Origin of the sequence: Rhizobium sp. BK377 (assembly GCF_014193935.1) — a bacterium.
Lineage (GTDB): Bacteria > Pseudomonadota > Alphaproteobacteria > Rhizobiales > Rhizobiaceae > Rhizobium.
The window spans coordinates 177,490-192,697 of the sequence record NZ_JACIAC010000002.1 but is presented as its reverse complement, the minus strand read 5'-3'; the positions used below and the strand labels follow the sequence as shown (position 1 = coordinate 192,697).

General features: G+C 59.4%; 18 protein-coding genes and 1 pseudogene. 14 read left to right on the top strand and 5 right to left on the bottom strand.

What is annotated here, in order from left to right; genetic code table 11:
• Positions 1 to 145: 145 nt before the first annotated feature.
• The 4 genes and pseudogenes from FHT92_RS29240 to FHT92_RS09530 form a co-directional block, all read left to right on the top strand.
• A pseudogene (locus FHT92_RS29240) lies at positions 146 to 278 on the top strand (DUF4142 domain-containing protein); the annotation flags it as partial.
• A gap of 426 nt (positions 279 to 704) precedes the next feature.
• On the top strand, positions 705 to 1,514 hold the full coding sequence (locus FHT92_RS09540; RefSeq protein WP_183824207.1) for a hypothetical protein: 810 nt from the start codon (positions 705 to 707) through the stop codon (positions 1,512 to 1,514).
• A gap of 9 nt (positions 1,515 to 1,523) precedes the next feature.
• Positions 1,524 to 1,766 (top strand): hypothetical protein, encoded by a 243-nt coding sequence (locus FHT92_RS09535; protein WP_183824204.1) that lies wholly within the window; start codon positions 1,524 to 1,526, stop codon positions 1,764 to 1,766.
• A gap of 342 nt (positions 1,767 to 2,108) precedes the next feature.
• Positions 2,109 to 2,609 carry a GFA family protein gene (locus FHT92_RS09530; protein WP_183824201.1) on the top strand — a complete coding sequence of 167 codons (501 nt, stop codon included), beginning with the start codon at positions 2,109 to 2,111 and terminating at the stop codon, positions 2,607 to 2,609.
• An 8-nt stretch (positions 2,610 to 2,617) separates the two neighbouring features.
• Here the strand turns inward: FHT92_RS09530 and FHT92_RS09525 are convergent, their stop codons facing one another.
• Complete coding sequence (locus FHT92_RS09525; RefSeq protein WP_183824198.1) at positions 2,618 to 3,364, bottom strand: hypothetical protein; 747 nt, start codon at positions 3,362 to 3,364, stop codon at positions 2,618 to 2,620.
• A 110-nt stretch (positions 3,365 to 3,474) separates the two neighbouring features.
• Here FHT92_RS09525 and FHT92_RS09520 point away from each other — a divergent pair, with 110 nt between their 5' ends.
• From FHT92_RS09520 to FHT92_RS09510, 3 genes are all read left to right on the top strand, one after another.
• Entirely contained in the window at positions 3,475 to 3,933 is a 459-nt protein-coding gene (locus FHT92_RS09520; protein WP_183824195.1) for a winged helix-turn-helix transcriptional regulator, read from the top strand.
• Positions 3,934 to 4,196: 263 nt separating this feature from the next.
• Positions 4,197 to 5,462, top strand: coding sequence for a P-loop NTPase fold protein (locus tag FHT92_RS09515; protein ID WP_183824192.1), 1,266 nt, complete (start codon positions 4,197 to 4,199; stop codon positions 5,460 to 5,462).
• A gap of 3 nt (positions 5,463 to 5,465) precedes the next feature.
• Positions 5,466 to 6,503, top strand: a complete 1,038-nt coding sequence (locus tag FHT92_RS09510; RefSeq protein ID WP_183824189.1) for a hypothetical protein — start codon at positions 5,466 to 5,468, stop codon at positions 6,501 to 6,503.
• 72 nt (positions 6,504 to 6,575) lie between these two features.
• Here the strand turns inward: FHT92_RS09510 and FHT92_RS09505 are convergent, their stop codons facing one another.
• A complete protein-coding gene (locus FHT92_RS09505; RefSeq protein WP_183824187.1) occupies positions 6,576 to 7,232 on the bottom strand; it encodes a glutathione S-transferase family protein in 657 nt (218 codons plus the stop codon).
• Positions 7,233 to 7,645: 413 nt separating this feature from the next.
• Here FHT92_RS09505 and napE point away from each other — a divergent pair, with 413 nt between their 5' ends.
• From napE to FHT92_RS09470, 7 genes are all read left to right on the top strand, one after another.
• On the top strand, positions 7,646 to 7,855 hold the full coding sequence (napE, locus tag FHT92_RS09500; protein WP_183824185.1) for a periplasmic nitrate reductase, NapE protein: 210 nt from the start codon (positions 7,646 to 7,648) through the stop codon (positions 7,853 to 7,855).
• Positions 7,856 to 7,864: 9 nt separating this feature from the next.
• Positions 7,865 to 8,383 carry a ferredoxin-type protein NapF gene (gene napF / locus FHT92_RS09495; protein WP_183824183.1) on the top strand — a complete coding sequence of 173 codons (519 nt, stop codon included), beginning with the start codon at positions 7,865 to 7,867 and terminating at the stop codon, positions 8,381 to 8,383.
• Entirely contained in the window at positions 8,376 to 8,657 is a 282-nt protein-coding gene (locus FHT92_RS09490) for a chaperone NapD (protein ID WP_183739314.1), read from the top strand. Before napF ends, FHT92_RS09490 begins: the two co-directional genes overlap by 8 nt.
• Positions 8,632 to 11,136 carry a periplasmic nitrate reductase subunit alpha gene (gene napA, locus FHT92_RS09485; protein WP_183824178.1) on the top strand — a complete coding sequence of 835 codons (2,505 nt, stop codon included), beginning with the start codon at positions 8,632 to 8,634 and terminating at the stop codon, positions 11,134 to 11,136. The genes FHT92_RS09490 and napA overlap by 26 nt, the downstream gene beginning before the upstream one ends.
• Complete coding sequence (locus FHT92_RS09480) at positions 11,106 to 11,600, top strand: nitrate reductase cytochrome c-type subunit (protein WP_183824175.1); 495 nt, start codon at positions 11,106 to 11,108, stop codon at positions 11,598 to 11,600. The genes napA and FHT92_RS09480 overlap by 31 nt, the downstream gene beginning before the upstream one ends.
• Complete coding sequence (locus tag FHT92_RS09475) at positions 11,597 to 12,304, top strand: cytochrome c3 family protein (protein WP_183824173.1); 708 nt, start codon at positions 11,597 to 11,599, stop codon at positions 12,302 to 12,304. The genes FHT92_RS09480 and FHT92_RS09475 overlap by 4 nt, the downstream gene beginning before the upstream one ends.
• A gap of 126 nt (positions 12,305 to 12,430) precedes the next feature.
• The gene (locus tag FHT92_RS09470; RefSeq protein WP_183824171.1) at positions 12,431 to 13,408 is read left to right on the top strand and encodes an alpha/beta fold hydrolase; all 978 of its coding nucleotides are present in this window, start codon (positions 12,431 to 12,433) and stop codon (positions 13,406 to 13,408) included.
• A gap of 146 nt (positions 13,409 to 13,554) precedes the next feature.
• On the opposite strand, the gene FHT92_RS09465 is transcribed toward FHT92_RS09470, so the two are convergent.
• From FHT92_RS09465 to FHT92_RS09455, 3 genes are all read right to left on the bottom strand, one after another.
• On the bottom strand, positions 13,555 to 14,100 hold the full coding sequence (locus tag FHT92_RS09465) for a cupin (RefSeq protein ID WP_183824169.1): 546 nt from the start codon (positions 14,098 to 14,100) through the stop codon (positions 13,555 to 13,557).
• Between the two features lie 79 nt (positions 14,101 to 14,179).
• Positions 14,180 to 14,467, bottom strand: coding sequence for a PRC-barrel domain-containing protein (locus FHT92_RS09460; RefSeq protein WP_183824167.1), 288 nt, complete (start codon positions 14,465 to 14,467; stop codon positions 14,180 to 14,182).
• A gap of 458 nt (positions 14,468 to 14,925) precedes the next feature.
• A complete protein-coding gene (locus tag FHT92_RS09455) occupies positions 14,926 to 15,126 on the bottom strand; it encodes a hypothetical protein (RefSeq protein ID WP_183824165.1) in 201 nt (66 codons plus the stop codon).
• Between the last annotated feature and the right edge of the window lie 82 nt (positions 15,127 to 15,208).

The following is a 15,208-nucleotide window of genomic DNA, read 5'->3' as shown; positions in this document are numbered from 1 at the left end:
GACGCGATTTGTAGCTGTCCGCTGCCGTCACACCAGCGAACGCCTCGCCACCTCGATCACCTTCTGCATCAGACCCGCAAGCCGGCTGATCTGCCAGCAGAAGCACGACATCGAGTGGCGTGGTCGGGTCCATTCTCAGGAATAGGCCCATGAGGATTCCGTCGATTTCTTCAAGCGCTATGGCGACGAAGGCGACAATGCCGATCTGAAGGCCTGGGCCGCCAAGAGGCCCGGCGCTGGAGCATCACCTGCAGATGGCGAAGGATTTGAACAAATAGCGGATGGGTGAGGGCGGCCGGGAGGTGGAGCCTGCGTTGTCTCGCTTCGCTCCCGGTCACGGCGGCACCGTTGCCGCGGAAATGCCTGTTTCCCGGCGGGCCTCTGATCGATTGGCTGGTGCTAGATCCATGGAACGCCGCATCCCTGCCTTGAGCCGCTGGACCGCCACACGCCGATGTCCGACGCCGCTACACCGAGCCGTCGCGGTTTTGCCTGGCGAGATCGAGAATTCAGGACTCTAAAGACGATGATGGTCCCACCTCCCTCCTCTGCCAAATCTTGCTTAAGTCGTCGCTTATCCCTTTTTGGTTGCATTCGCGCAACAGTTCTCCACCGCCTAGCGTTTCAGCGCCAGCTGAATTGAAAATATCTCGTGAAACAAACTTACGTTGTGTTAACGTTTTTATACTTTGGAGGGATAACAAATGTCTGAGTTTTTCAATCGCGCTTGCGCGATAATGCTTTTGTGCGCGCCGTTGTCTAGCTGTTTTGGTCTGGCTATACCGGCGATGCACGGTATCTTCGAGGATACGAGCGATCAAACGGACAAGGAAAATACCCTTGTTAATCTCGTTAAATGTCAGCTTAAGGAAGGGGTTGTATCAGTCCTTAACCAGTACGCGACCACCGGCCCTGGCAAGGGTTATGGGGCACACTGGCTTGAACGCTGGGCTGCGAAGGTAACGTTTACGCTGACCGCAAAGGAAACTGGTGGTTTGAGCCCCAACTTCTCCTACACGAATCCGCCTGAAGTATTTTCTTTGGGTGTGGGAGTAAATTCAAATACAGATGCGACAAGGACGGAAACTACCGGTGTAACATGGTCAGTGCCGGACATCATAGCGGACGCAGCAATAATCCCCTGCAGGCACTTCGGACCAATCCAGGTCTACAGCAATCTCGACATTTCCGAATGGTTAGTCCGAAAGGCATTCCTCGCGCGTGTGCCTGGCAACATCGATCGGCAAAAACTCAATTCTCCCTTCAATGCATTTAACTACGAGGCAACGTTCGTTTCCAGTTTTAGCGGTGGTGTGAATCCGAGCTGGAGTTTCACCCGGCGAGACGTCAACAGCAACACTACTCTGCTTTCCATATCGCGGGTCCGAACTGATGCAATCACGATTACGATGGGACCCGCGGAAAAAGATGAGTTCGGCGGCTTCCGACTCGCTCCAGACGCCGAAGATATCAGACGTGCAACCTTATTCGGGCAGGCCGTTCGAGCACAGTAGGAGGAAGAGATGGCCAAAACTAAAATGCCGAAGAATATCCAGGAAGCCATTGAGATGGGGCTCACCATTCACAGGGAACCAGCAGTAGACAAGAACCTTTGGACGGACCGGATGGCAACCCAATTTCTCAACTGCACCGCCACCACAGAAGGCGACGCATGCGCAGAAGGAGCCTGTGTTAACGGTCGGAAGCGTATTTATTTTTGCACGGATGGTCAGTGCGCGTACCGATATACCGTGATCGATTGTTGATGAAGGCTAACGAGACTTCGGTTTGCTCGATGAGGCACCGATTCACCCCATCCGCTGCCGCCATGCCCGCCACGCCTTTCTCATAGCGGGGAGCCTGGCTGAAGTGCCGCTGCAAAAAGGCTTGCCTCGGAGCTTCGGGCATGGAAGCACCAGCCCGTAGCTCCCGAGGGTCGACCTCCTGCGCAACCACCACATTCTGAACGGCGAGACATCCGAATGAGATCGCTGATGCGCGGCACCCCGGCTTGCCGACGGTGCCGCGCAATTATCGGAGGCTGGACGATCAAAAGACGTGAACCTAAAAGAGAAACCTCAGAACCGCCGCTTGAGGGAGACGTAAAGTTGAAACGCATCGAGATGAAAGTAAGCGGCGGCTGCCAGTGCGGCGCGGTGCGCTACCGTGCGACCGCCATGCTCGACAATTCGCATCTCTGCCATTGCCGCATGTGCCAGAAAGCCTCGGGCAATATCTTTGCCGCTCTGGTCGCCGCGCCCGATGATGCGCTTACCTGGACACGCGGCAAGCCTGATGTCTGGAAGAGTTCGGAGCTTGTCGAGCGCGGCTTCTGCGCCAATTGCGGCACGCCCTTGTTCTTCCACCATCTCGAAAACGGCCGCACCAACCTGATGATCGGTTCGCTCGATAATCCCAACCTTTTCCCGCCGCATGCCAATACCTGCACCGAGAACATGGTGACGTGGTTCGATACGATCACGGGCATCGAAAATACCGGCGCGACCGAAACCAACGGCGCCGACTGGGCGGCTGCGATCAAGAAGAGCAGCAACCAGCACCCCGATCACGATACGGACGCATGGGCGGTGAGAGGGCGTGACGGCTGAACACCTGATCAGGCGCTTGCCGGTGCGGCCGGCCGCGGCTCGATGCCAATTTCGAGCAGATCGATCGAGACGGCGACCCGATCGAGAATGGGCCGGTTGTCCGCGTCGGTCGCGTAAACCCTGCGCTTCGTCGGGATCATCAAGCCGTCGACGTTCCTGTGGTCGCTTGCATAGTTGGCGCTCCTGGTGCCGCCCATGATGTCGACGCTATAGTCATGGCGACGCAGCAGGCCATCCGCATTGAAATAGAAGGTCTGCACGGTGGAATGGCTGGGGACGGTCGAGGGGAAGGTTACCTTCAGCCGGCGCCAGATTTCATCCTCCTCCTGCCACGGCTCGATCTCCTCCGTCTCAAAACCCGGAAGCTTGAAGAGGAACGGCGTCGTCAGATAGGTCCACATGGCATAGCCGGTGAAATAGATCAGATGCTGCCGGTCCCAGGGCGTGGGGATCGTGTGTCCTTCGAAGAAGGAGCGCGGTGCTGCGCGTTGCTCGATGACTTCGCCAGTATCAGCGACAATAGCCGTCCGCTCCGGCTCCCAGACGCAATGCTGCCCTTTCTCCAGGAAGGGCGTGAATTCGGTATGCGGATGACGGGTGGAGACCGAGGTGCGGATATCGGCATAGACATCCGGCCAGCCTTTCACATGCCAGACCGCGCCGCCAACCTTGATATGTGCATACAACTGTTCGATCCGCTGCCAGCGGTGCAGGCCGCCATGCGCTTCAATGGCGAGATCCAATAGGTCGGTCACGTCAAGACCCTCCGGTTCGTGATGATCATAAAGGTTTAATTTTGAAACCTATCGACACTTAGTCCAATTTGGTTTAACTTTGCAACCATAATTCGGATGAAAGGCGGAAAATGAAGGGCAAGCGAACGGATATGGGAAACGCCCAATGCGGGATCGCGCATTCTCTGCAAGCCGTTGGCGACTGGTGGTCGCTCCTCATCATCAGGGAGGCATTCAAGGGGCTTCGGCGATTTTCAGAATTTCAGAAGAGCCTCGGGCTCGCGAAGAACATCTTGTCGGTTCGCCTGCGAAAGCTCGTGGAGGAGGGGATCTTCACCGTGGAGCCGGACCCTGACTCCGCACTCAGCCATCTCTATCTTCTGACGCCGAAAGGCTTTGATCTCAGTGTAGTCCTTGTCGCTCTCTGGCAATGGGGGGAGGAGCATTGCTTTGAGCCAGGAGAACTCAATTACGCAGTCGTGGACAGCCTGAACGGGCAGCCCTTGCGGAAGCTTCAGCTTGCGGCCCGGGACGGGCGATCTCTGGGACCGCGGCAGTTTCGTATCGAAGCAGTCCCGGTTGACGGATAGGGATGACGAGCCTGGCAAGCGGTGAGGTTCTTCACGTCGCTCCGTTCAGGGTCTCATCCCGCTCATATCAGCCTGCGCTGGCGGGGACCGGCGTGTTGAGCAGTTGCTGCTCTCAGAGAGGCGATGCCGCCGCCGGCGGCGTGGTGCTTAATGACTTCCGTTCGCCATCAGGACGACAGTGAAGATGCCTTGAAAACATCCACTTGACCACATTTGTAAATTGTCGTGTAACGGGCGGAAAAACTCTAAGTAGATACCACAAGATGCGTCACAGCGACCGCCCGATCTCTCATCCAGACGACGATGTTCTCGGGCGGTCTGATTTCGCGCTAGCACTCGCGCGGTCGATTGACCAGTTGGCGGTGGCGAAGGACGGCTTCGTGATCGGCCTTGTAGGAGCTTGGGGGGCTGGGAAATCGAGTGTCGTCGAACTGACGCTGAGGTACTTAAAGCACGGAGAAATGGTTCGTGCCGATGGCCTTGGCGAACCAAGCCTTCAAGACTTGGAGGAAATGTCGAGGAGGTTCGCGCATGTGGAGCCAATTACGGATGCCCTCATTGCCAGCGACCTTGACGTCGATCTGTGGGAACGCAATCATCGAGATAGTGAATTCCTCAAAGCCTGCGGCTCGGTGGAGGATGCGGCTCTCGCACTCGAATATTGGCGCTTGAAGCGGAAGGTGGAGAATGACCCACGCAATATTGTGGTGCGCTTTTCGCCCTGGCTATTTCCGGGCAAACCGGAACTTGCCAGTGCACTTATCAGTGATTTAGCGCGCGCCGTCGGTGAAAAGCTCGGCAGTGAAGTCCGAGAGGCATTTGCATCCGTACTAAGTCGACTTGCTCAGGCCGTACCTTTGGCAGGGGCAGCAACCGATGTGATCACCGGCGGAGCCTTTGGTGGCCTTTTCTCATCTACCCTCGACATCTCCGACAAATTGGCCAAACGGCTAACCGCCGGTCCAACCCTGGAAAGCGTCCGCGATCGACTTAGGCAGGCGCTCCGAGCGCTCGGAACGAGAAAGGTCGTCGTGGTGATCGACGACCTCGACCGGCTCACGCCAATGGAGGCGGTGGAAATGGTGTCGCTTTTGAAAGGGCTGGGTGATCTGCCCAACGTCATATATTTGCTATGCTATGACGAGGAACGGCTTGCCAAACTGATCAAAACCGGCCTTCGGCTCGATGGACACGAGTTTCTTCAGAAAATCATCCAATACCCAGTTCATCTTCCCCCTCTGGATGCGACCGACATCAGCCGTCTTCTGGATTCTGATCTTCGGGAAATCATGCCCACCTTACGGCCGGACGACCAACGCCGGTTAAGCTACGCTTGGCTTCTTGTTCTAAGGCATTATCTAAATACGCCCCGCGATGTCCGCAGGCTGATCAATGCCTATTCGGTTGCCAGTGCTGGGTTGGGAGATCACACTGACCCAGTCGACTTGCTCGTCCTGGAGACGATCCGCATCTACGAACCGTCAATCTACAATTGGGTCCGCCAAAACCTAGATCAGTTGGTGATGTAGACGATGTCTGAACGGGAGATAGCAAAGGCGCGGCTTGTAGACCTCTTGAAGGCTGCAAAAAACGAAGACGCTGCAAAGTCAGCCATCTCGATCCTGTTTCCAAGGGGGAAGGAACTTCTCCAAGCCGAATTGCTCGACACTGGTGAGAACGACAATGCAACAAGTGTTCGTCGAATTAGAAATAAAGATTTCGCGCGTCTATATTTCCTCTTGACGCCGAAGACTGTTGTCTGGAGCAAATCCCAAGCTGAGGAACTGATGGCGGGCGATCCTGAGATCGCATTCTCAGTGTTTGAAGCTCGAATTTACGCGGTATCGATAGATGAGCGGCCTAAGCTGCGCCGGGTCATCCTTGAGCTTCTCGAAGACACGATGCGCAACAAACCGGACACCCGTCAAAAATGGCTGATGGCACTCCTGGACAACGCCTCATTGCTTCTTAGCGACGAAGGCTGGAAATCCCACCGACTATTCGAACACTCAAGTGAAGACCTAGTCAGGATAATGCTGAGGCAGGTCCTGGTGGAACTGAGCCAAACTGATCGCGTGGAATTGCTGAGAGAAGTAGTCAAGCACGTGACTGATGTATCGCTGCTTTGTGAGTTGGTACGGTCGATAACCGGTGACGTTGAACCCGCCGGAACGAGTTTCAAACCGGATAGCCTTGGAAATGCCACTCAAGAACTTCGCGACTTGCTTCTTGACCGGGTTCGAGGTCTGGCCGCCAATGGTGCGCTGCATAGCCAGATTAGGCCAGACTATATACTCTGGTATTGGTGGGGATGTGGGTATGCCGATCAGGTTAAGGCTTACACTGATCAATTGATGGCGACGAACGAAGGCCTGCGTCTGCTCCTCGAGATCCCGATCAGTTATGTTCGATCCACGGAGGGAAACTATGAGAGGGTGGATCGGGACGCTTGGGAAAGGATCATCGATTTTAGGCAGCTCGAAGAACGCGCCCAGTTGTTGGCGAAATCGGAAGATGAAGAGGGGTCGCGTCTTGCCCGGCGTTTCCTGGATGCGTTGACGCATGACTAGGTCAGTGGAAAGAAGCACGCTTCGGTGACCAGCCGCTCAAACCGAGGCTTTCCCCGCCCATCGGCCATCAGACTATTGCCCGCCAGCCGATGCGGCCAAAAACACCGCCTTCTGCGCCTCGAAAGCGCGCTTGTACGCCGGCCGTGTCTGGCCGCGTGCGATATAGGCGCGGAGGTTTTGATATTCCTCCAGCAGGGGCGATCCCTCCAGCCTCAAGAGTACCGAGATCATCTGCAGGTCGCCGGCGCTGAATTTGCCATCCAGCCATTCGGCATCGCCAAGGCGGGCGGAGAGTTCGCCGAGCCGTTTGCGGATGCGATCGTGGACATAGGCCAGGCGCTCCTGGTGCCAGGGCTCCTTGCCCTCTTCGAGCCTGGCGGTCTCACGGTCGACAATGACGGGCTCCATCGTGCAGACGGCGGCAAAGAGCCAGGCGGTGGCGCGGGCGCGGGCATTGGGATCGTCAGGCAGCAGGCCCTGATAATGCTCGGCGATATGCAGGACGATCGCGCCGGATTCGAAGAGGGCGAGGTCGCCTTCCTCATAGGTCGGGATCTGCCCGAAAGGCTGAAGCGCAAGATGAGCGGGCTGCTTCATCGCCTTGAATGAGACAAGGCGAACGTCATAGGGCTGGCCCGCTTCCTCGAGCGCCCAGCGAACGCGCATGTCGCGCGCCAGGCCCCTGCCGCGGTCGGGCGAGCGTTCGAAGGCGGTAATGGTGATCGTCATGGTCGTTCTCCTTGCTCTGTCTGTCTCTCAAGACGGACGGGCGAGCGGGAAGCCGACAGATGATGCCTGAAATAATCCGTGCGCGGCAACCGGGCCGGGTTTGCGCCAGCGTCCAGGTCCATGCAGGTCGTGTGCCGGAAAGGGCGCTGCCGACTGTCACGGGAATGAAGGTTGGCTGTGTGCGTTGTTCCGGCAATTTTGGGCCGGCACGTCCGGGCCGGATGTCCGGCGCATTCAATCTCGCCGACGCCCACTTGATCTTTGTCAAGGACTGCCGGGCGAGGGTGCGATACCTGTCCTCCCATACCGATCTCCGGATCGCGAATCGCATGCGAAAGTCGCGATCCGGATGGAGATCGGCTGGACATGCATGAAGGGTTGTGACAGCTTATTTAGCAACTCTGGGGGGCGATGTGGCTCAAATCACGGATTCTGTTGGAGAGTTCAGGCGGAAACGCAGGCGGGAACTGTTGACCTTCGCCGTGCTCGCCTTCGGGATCTGGCCCGTGGTCGCTGTCGGGGTCGTCGGCGGTTATGGCTTCGCGGTCTGGATGTATCAGATCGTTTACGGGCCGCCGGGACCCCATGATGTCAAGGCCGCGCCTCCAGGCTCGGCAGAGTGAGGATCGTCCATGGTTCTCACGGCTCGCACCCGGCGCGGTTTTCTCACAGGCAGGTCCTCGGACGATCCGGGTGGGATCTTTCCTCCCGGGGGGATCTTTCCTCCCGGAGCGACTGAAACATCCGTTCGAAGCTGTTCGGGCTGCGGCGCCTGCGTCGATGCCTGTCCGACGAAGATCATCTCGATCCGTGCGGGCGTTCCTGTCGTCGATTTCCTGCAGGGAGAATGCACCTTCTGCGGCCAGTGCGCAGAACGATGTCCCGAGAGTGTTTTCCCTGCCGGCATCGCAGGCGGTTTTGCCCATTATGCGGCAATAGGTGATGGGTGCCTCGCCAATAATTACGTCGATTGTCAGGCCTGCCGCAACAGCTGTCCGGCCGGCGCCATCCGGTTTTGGCCGCGGCTCGGCGGGCCGTTCGTTCCCGAGCTCGATGCGCATGCCTGTACGGGATGCGGCGCCTGCATTGCGGTCTGTCCGGCCGATGCCATTGCGATGAAACCCCGCCGCCGGGAGGCAGCTCATGTCTGAGGCCCGACACCACGTCTCCAGCGCCGTCGTCGTCACGCGTCCCGAATTGACCGAGGATGTCGCGGCGCGTCTGGCCGTTATCGAAGGGGTCGAGGTTCACGCGACGGTGCCGGGCAAGATCGTCGTGGTGATCGAGGGGCCGCATTCCGGCGTGCTCGGGGAAACGCTCATCGGCATCTCGGCAATGGACGGCGTGCTCGCCGCCCATATGGTTTTCGAACAGGCATTGGAAATGAAGGAGACAATCGATGACGACCGAACTCACGCGGCGTGATCTCCTGAAGGCGCAGGCGGCGGCAATCGCGGCTGCGACCGCCGGCATCGCTGCGCCCGCTTCGGCGCAGTCGGTGCCCGGCGGGGTGGCTGCCCTCGAGATCAAATGGTCGAAGGCGCCGTGCCGCTTCTGCGGCACCGGCTGCGGCGTCATGGTGGGCGTGAAGGAGAACCAGGTCGTCGCGACCCATGGCGATATGGAAGCGGAGGTCAACCGCGGCCTCAACTGCGTCAAGGGCTATTTCCTCTCCAAGATCATGTACGGCAAGGACAGGCTGACGAGCCCGCTGCTGCGCAAACGGGATGGCGTCTATGCCAAGGACGGTGAGTTCGAACCCGTCACCTGGGAAGAGGCCTTCGACGTGATGGCGGCACAGGCCAAGCGCGTGCTGAAGGAGAAGGGGCCAACGGCGCTCGGCATGTTCGGCTCCGGCCAGTGGACGATCTTCGAAGGCTATGCCGCCACAAAGCTGATGCGGGCGGGCTTCCGCTCCAACAATCTTGATCCCAATGCGCGCCACTGCATGGCTTCGGCGGCGGTGGCCTTCATGCGCACCTTCGGCATGGACGAGCCGATGGGATGCTACGACGATTTCGAAAACGCCGATGCCTTCGTGCTCTGGGGTTCGAACATGGCGGAGATGCATCCGATCCTCTGGACGCGCGTCGCCGACAGGCGGCTCGGGCACGAGCATGTGAAGGTCGCGGTGCTCTCCACCTTCACGCATCGCAGCATGGACCTTGCCGACATACCCCTGATCTTCAAGCCGGGTTCGGACCTTGCGATCCTCAACTACATTGCCAACCACATCATCCAGACCGGCCGCGTTAACAAGGATTTCGTCGACAAGCATACGAAGTTCATGAAGGGGACGACCGATATCGGCTACGGCCTGCGTCCCGACAACCCGCTGGAAATGAAGGCCAAGGGTGTGGCCGACGCCGCCAAGATGGATCCGATCGATTTCGAGGCCTTCAAGGCGATGGTCTCGGAATACACGCTCGAAAAGGCGGTCGAGCTTTCGGGCGTCGACAGCGCCTTCCTGGAACAGCTCGCGGAACTCTATGCCGATCCCAAGACCAAGGTCATGTCGCTCTGGACCATGGGCTTCAACCAGCATGTGCGCGGCGTCTGGGCCAACCAGATGGTCTATAACCTGCATCTGCTCACGGGCAAGATTTCCGAGCCGGGCAACAGCCCGTTTTCGCTGACGGGGCAGCCGTCTGCCTGCGGCACGGCCCGCGAGGTCGGCACCTTCGCCCACCGCCTGCCGGCCGACATGGTCGTCACCAATCCCGAGCATCGCAAGCATGCCGAGGAAATCTGGAAGCTGCCGGACGGGCTGTTGCCGGACAAGCCCGGTTATCACGCCGTCGAGCAGGACCGTATGCTCAATGACGGGAAGCTGAATTTCTACTGGGTGCAGGTCAACAACAACGTCCAGGCTGCACCGAACACCAGCAACGAGACCTATAAGGGATACCGCAATCCGGACAATTTCATCGTCGTCTCGGACGCCTATCCGACCGTCACCGCCATGAGCGCCGATCTGATATTGCCGGCCGCCATGTGGGTGGAGAAGGAGGGCGCCTACGGCAATGCCGAACGGCGCACGCATGTCTGGCACCAGCTGGTCAACGCGCCCGGCGAGGCCCGCTCCGACCTCTGGCAGCTGGTGGAATTCTCCAAGCGTTTTACCACCGACGAGGTCTGGCCCGCCGATATCCTCGACAAGAACCCGGATTACAAGGGAAAGACGCTCTACCAGGTGCTCTACCAGAACGGCAATGTGGACGAATTCCCGCTGACGGACGTCTCGCCCGACTACGAGAACCGCGAGGCCAAGGCCTTCGGCTTCTATATCCAGAAGGGGCTGTTCGAGGAATATGCCCATTTCGGCCGCGGGCACGGACACGATCTGGCGCCCTACGACATGTACCATCAGGTGCGCGGCATGCGCTGGCCCGTGGTCGACGGCAAGGAGACGCGGTGGCGATACCGCGAGGGCTACGACCCCTATGTCAAGCCGGGCGAGGGGCTGAAATTCTACGGGCAGAAGGACGGGCGCGCGGTCATCCTGGCGGTGCCTTACGAGCCGCCGGCCGAGTCGCCCGATGACGAGTTCAATTTCTGGCTGGTGACGGGCCGTGTTCTCGAACATTGGCATTCCGGTTCGATGACGATGCGTGTTCCCGAGCTCTACCGGGCCTTTCCCGGCGCGCGCTGTTTCATGAACGGCGACGACGCCAGGAAGATGGGCATCAACCAGGGGGCGGAAGTGCGCATCCAGTCGCGGCGCGGCGAGATCATCAGCCGCGTGGAAATTCGCGGGCGCAACCGCATGCCGCATGGCGTGATCTTCGTCCCGTGGTTCGACGCCAGCCAGCTGATCAACAAGGTCACGCTCGACGCCACCGACCCCATCTCCAAGCAGACGGATTTCAAAAAATGCGCAGTCAAGATTCTTCCGGTCGTCTGATCAAGAGGCGCGTGTGGGCGATCGCGGCCGTCGCCTTTCTCATGCTCACCGGTACCGTCACGCTCGCGCAGGTCGTGCCCTCGTTGCAGGGCAACGACAATCCGATGGAGAGCAAGGAGGCGAAGCCGGTTCCCAAATGGGTCATCGATGACATCAGGAAGATGCGGAATTATCCGGACCAGCCGCCGATCATCCCGCATTCGATCGAGGGCTACCAGCTGACGGTGAACGCCAACCGCTGCCTTTCCTGCCATCGGCGCGAGCTGACCGAAGGCTCCGGCGCGCCGATGATCAGCGTCACCCATTACATGACCCGCGAAGGGCAGATGCTGGCCGACGTTTCGCCCCGGCGATATTTCTGCACCGCCTGCCACGTGCCGCAGGCGGATGCGAAGCCCCTGGTGCCGAACACCTTCAAGGATATGAGCGAGCTGGGCTTCAAGCCTGCGGGAAGCGAGCAATGATCGGCTGGATAAAGGCGATAGTCCTCTGGTGCTGGCGTTTGCTGAGCACGCCGGCCGCGACCCTCAGCCTGGGTTTCCTGACGCTCGGCGGCTTCGTCGGCGGCGTCATGTTCTGGGGCGCGTTCAACACCGCGCTCGAGACGACCAATACCGAGGCCTTCTGCACGAGCTGCCATGAAATGAAAACGAACGTCTACGAGGAGCTGAGCCGCACGGTTCACTTCTCGAACCGCTCGGGCGTTCGCGCCACGTGCCCGGACTGCCATGTGCCGCACCAGTGGACCGACAAGATCGCGCGCAAGATGCAGGCGTCGAAGGAAGTCTGGGGCAAGATATTCGGGACGATCAACACGCGCGAAAAATTCCTCGACAAGCGGCTGGAACTCGCCGAGCACGAATGGGCGCGACTGAAGGCCAATGACAGCCTGGAATGCCGGAACTGCCACTCGATGGGCGCCATGGACCTGACGAAACAGACCGTGCGCGCCGCCGAGATCCACACGCGATACCTGCTGCCGGGCAAGGCGACCTGCATCGATTGCCACAAGGGCATCGCCCATGAACTCCCAAACATGGAAGGCGTCGATCCGGGCTGGAAGGTGCCGGCGGAGCTGATGGGCAAGACTGCGGATATTGGATGGCATGACCGGGCCATGCTCGTGGCCTATCTCGGCGCAACCGGTGCGGTGGCCGCCCAGGACTGACGGCTGGCGCATTCGCCGGAATCCCTGAGGGCAGGGGATGCGCGGTCCGCTGCACTAACCGCCTGAAAGCGGGCCGATTTTGGGGCGCGAGGGGAACGTTTTCCGCGTCTCCGCGTTTGGGCGATCATGATCTACGGGCAGCCTCTCCCGCCGCCGGCCGTCTCTCCACGGGTTGGCAAAATCATCGAAACCGGTCGCGAGCAGATCCATATGCTCGAAAGCGGAAGCGCAGACGGAAATCCCGTCGTGCTGCTGCATGGCTGCGGCAGTATCGCCGAGGAGGTGATGATGCCGTTTTCGGGCAGCGGGTTCGACATCATCGCGCCCGACAGGCCGGGTTATGGCTTCAGCCAGGCACTGCCCGCCGGTGAGCGCGGCCCGCTTGGCCAGTCCTTCTGGCTGGAGCGCTTCCTGGAGGCGTTGGATCTGGAGGAGGTCGTGCTGGCTGCCCATTCGATCGGCTGCGCGCCGGCGCTGCATCTGGCCGCCCGCCGGCCGGATCTCGTCAAGGGCCTGTTCCTCATCTCGCCCTGCTGCCGGCCCGTTCCCTTCAAGCCGTTCATCGTGCTGCGCAGCGCCATGGCGCCGTTCGTCGGCCCGGTTATCCGCCAACATGTGATTGCCCGCTGGTCGCCCTATTTCCTCGAACGCGGCCTGCGCGCCTCGTCCTATCCCAATCCGGTGACATCGTGGCTTTCTACCCTGCCGGCAATGCATATGGTCAATGCCGCCTCGATCGCCGCCATGGCCGAAGAACTCTGGGCCTTCAACGGCGATATGCAGCCGCTCGAAAGCCTGCCGGCCGATCTGCCGCTCTCCGTCCTCTTCGGGCGCGAGGACCGGATCATCGAGCCCCGCTGGCATCTCGACTGGCTACAGGCGAGGCATTCTGCGGCAAGGATCGAACTGCTCGACGGCGTCGGCCATATGCCGCACCATGTCGCGCCCGATCTGGCGTTGCAGATGCTGGGCGATCTTGCAGGCAAGACGCCGGGCGATCTTGCAGGCAAGACGCCGGACGATCTTGCGGGCAAGACGCCGGGCGATCTTGCGGGCAAGACGCCGGGCGATCTTGCGGGCAAGACGCCGGATATGCGGCGGTGACTGGCTTTTCGCCATGCAAGTGTCGGATCGACTTCACTTACTCGTTTCTACACCATGGCTCCCTTTGACGGGCCAATGTGCAGGACGAAGAGGCCCGCCTGGGCGCTGGCAAGACAGGCAAACAAGAGCGATATCGTCAAATTCATTCACCCGATTTTTCCTGCCGAAGCGAAACCTGGATCGGTTTCTTGCTTATCGCCGAGATGCCAAGCCTCGAACAGCGGGCCGGAGGCGCCTTGCACCGGATCGGTTTCGGGCAACGCGACCTCGGCGATCTTTTTGAGGAGTTCTGCGGTCGCAGCGCTTGTCTGAATATCGGGGTGTTGGCTTGGAGGGTAGGCACCGACCACCTGAAAGTCGCTGCTCGCGCCAAGGTTTTGATGTCCCGTTCCGGCTGGAAGCGCCAGACAATCTCCCGCGTGCAACTCGAGCACCTTACCGGTAGGGCCGCCAATCAGCAGTTTGGCCGTTCCTCTTCCGATCCCAAGCACTTCGTGAGCGCCTGCGTGATAGTGCTGATAATCGAAAACACCATCGCGCCATACACCTTCCCATCCGTGCGATGTGAATAGGCGTGCAAACTCCTCACACCCGTCATCGCAGATAAAGATTTCACGATAGACGATAACCGGAAGCGTCTGGTTGTTAGGCACCCAGTCGCTTTTGTCAAAAAACATCTTTTGCGCTTCCATTCCGTCCTCCACTACAAGAACAGATACAGAATAATAATCCGGCGGAGCGGAAAGCCCTGCACCTGGGCCGGGCGACGCTTCAATCCCGGTGTTCGGGCATGTCTTCGAGCTGGTCCTTGGTCCAGCCCGTCACGGCGTGCACGACGCCGTCCTCATCTCTCATCCAATCGAAATCTTTGAATGGGACGGCGACGGGTTTGGCTCCAATCCCGAGGAAGCCGCCGACGTCTATGACTGCGAGACTGGTTCCGTGAATGTGATCCACCGTTCCAACCTTCTCGTCATTGGCTCCATAGACGGTCGCGCCTTCGAGGTTTACTGGCGTGAGTTCATCCGCTGCCAACCGAACATGATTGCTATGGTCCATGAGATTCCTCCTTTGTCATGTGAGGCATGAACCCCGGCGGTTGGCATTTGTTCCTAGCCTTGGCAGGCCGCACTATCTGTAGCCGCAATGTTGGGGACCAGGGATTGACCGCTTTCAGCCCGGCAGCTTCCAATGGTGACTGCAGGGCGTCCCAAAAAATGATGTCTTACGCAAAGTAAACCAACTTCCAAGAGGCTCGATAGGGGCGGACTTTCTCGTTCGGGGTGCGCACAAGTGCTCGCATTCGTCGTGTTGCTGATTTTCTGGCCGCGGCGATCATGGATCTTTTGCAAAGTCGCGTGAAGATTCAGTCGTGACCGTGGCAAATTCATGCATTGACGCGCTGTCGCTTGTGACCTGCATCGCGCCCGGGTGGCCTGGCGCGGCCGCGCACGGCGCAAAAAAGAGCCCGCCTGGCTAGGGCGGGCCGAAGGTAGCCCTGATCGGGCAGGGGAACATCAAACGGTGGAAAGGACCTCGCCGCTCCAGGCCTCCGGAGTTGCAGGCCGAGGGGGAGCGCTTTCGGCAGCGCGGCGGGCCTGCCGCTGGCCGGCGGCATCGAGCAGCGCGGCGAAAGAGGCAAGGCTGATCCGGTCGGCCCGCAGCAGCTGGCGGATCAGCGGATCTCTCAGCATCTCCGATGCGGTCATCTCATGCATGGCCTGTCCTCCATATCTTTACCTATAGTAGGTTGCCTTTGTAAATAACACATGTCAAGGTAGTGGCGAAAACAAGGCAAGT

Coding starts and splice junctions, on each gene's coding strand:
- FHT92_RS09540 (WP_183824207.1), top strand. CDS start 705: ATGTCTGAGTTTTTCAATCGCGCTTGCGCGATAATGCTTTTGTGCGCG.
- FHT92_RS09535 (WP_183824204.1), top strand. CDS start 1,524: ATGGCCAAAACTAAAATGCCGAAGAATATCCAGGAAGCCATTGAGATG.
- FHT92_RS09520 (WP_183824195.1), top strand. CDS start 3,475: ATGAAGGGCAAGCGAACGGATATGGGAAACGCCCAATGCGGGATCGCG.
- FHT92_RS09515 (WP_183824192.1), top strand. CDS start 4,197: ATGCGTCACAGCGACCGCCCGATCTCTCATCCAGACGACGATGTTCTC.
- FHT92_RS09510 (WP_183824189.1), top strand. CDS start 5,466: ATGTCTGAACGGGAGATAGCAAAGGCGCGGCTTGTAGACCTCTTGAAG.
- FHT92_RS09505 (WP_183824187.1), bottom strand. CDS start 7,232: ATGACGATCACCATTACCGCCTTCGAACGCTCGCCCGACCGCGGCAGG.
- napF (WP_183824183.1), top strand. CDS start 7,865: ATGGTTCTCACGGCTCGCACCCGGCGCGGTTTTCTCACAGGCAGGTCC.
- FHT92_RS09490 (WP_183739314.1), top strand. CDS start 8,376: ATGTCTGAGGCCCGACACCACGTCTCCAGCGCCGTCGTCGTCACGCGT.
- napA (WP_183824178.1), top strand. CDS start 8,632: ATGACGACCGAACTCACGCGGCGTGATCTCCTGAAGGCGCAGGCGGCG.
- FHT92_RS09480 (WP_183824175.1), top strand. CDS start 11,106: ATGCGCAGTCAAGATTCTTCCGGTCGTCTGATCAAGAGGCGCGTGTGG.
- FHT92_RS09475 (WP_183824173.1), top strand. CDS start 11,597: ATGATCGGCTGGATAAAGGCGATAGTCCTCTGGTGCTGGCGTTTGCTG.
- FHT92_RS09470 (WP_183824171.1), top strand. CDS start 12,431: ATGATCTACGGGCAGCCTCTCCCGCCGCCGGCCGTCTCTCCACGGGTT.
- FHT92_RS09465 (WP_183824169.1), bottom strand. CDS start 14,100: ATGGAAGCGCAAAAGATGTTTTTTGACAAAAGCGACTGGGTGCCTAAC.
- FHT92_RS09460 (WP_183824167.1), bottom strand. CDS start 14,467: ATGGACCATAGCAATCATGTTCGGTTGGCAGCGGATGAACTCACGCCA.
- FHT92_RS09455 (WP_183824165.1), bottom strand. CDS start 15,126: ATGCATGAGATGACCGCATCGGAGATGCTGAGAGATCCGCTGATCCGC.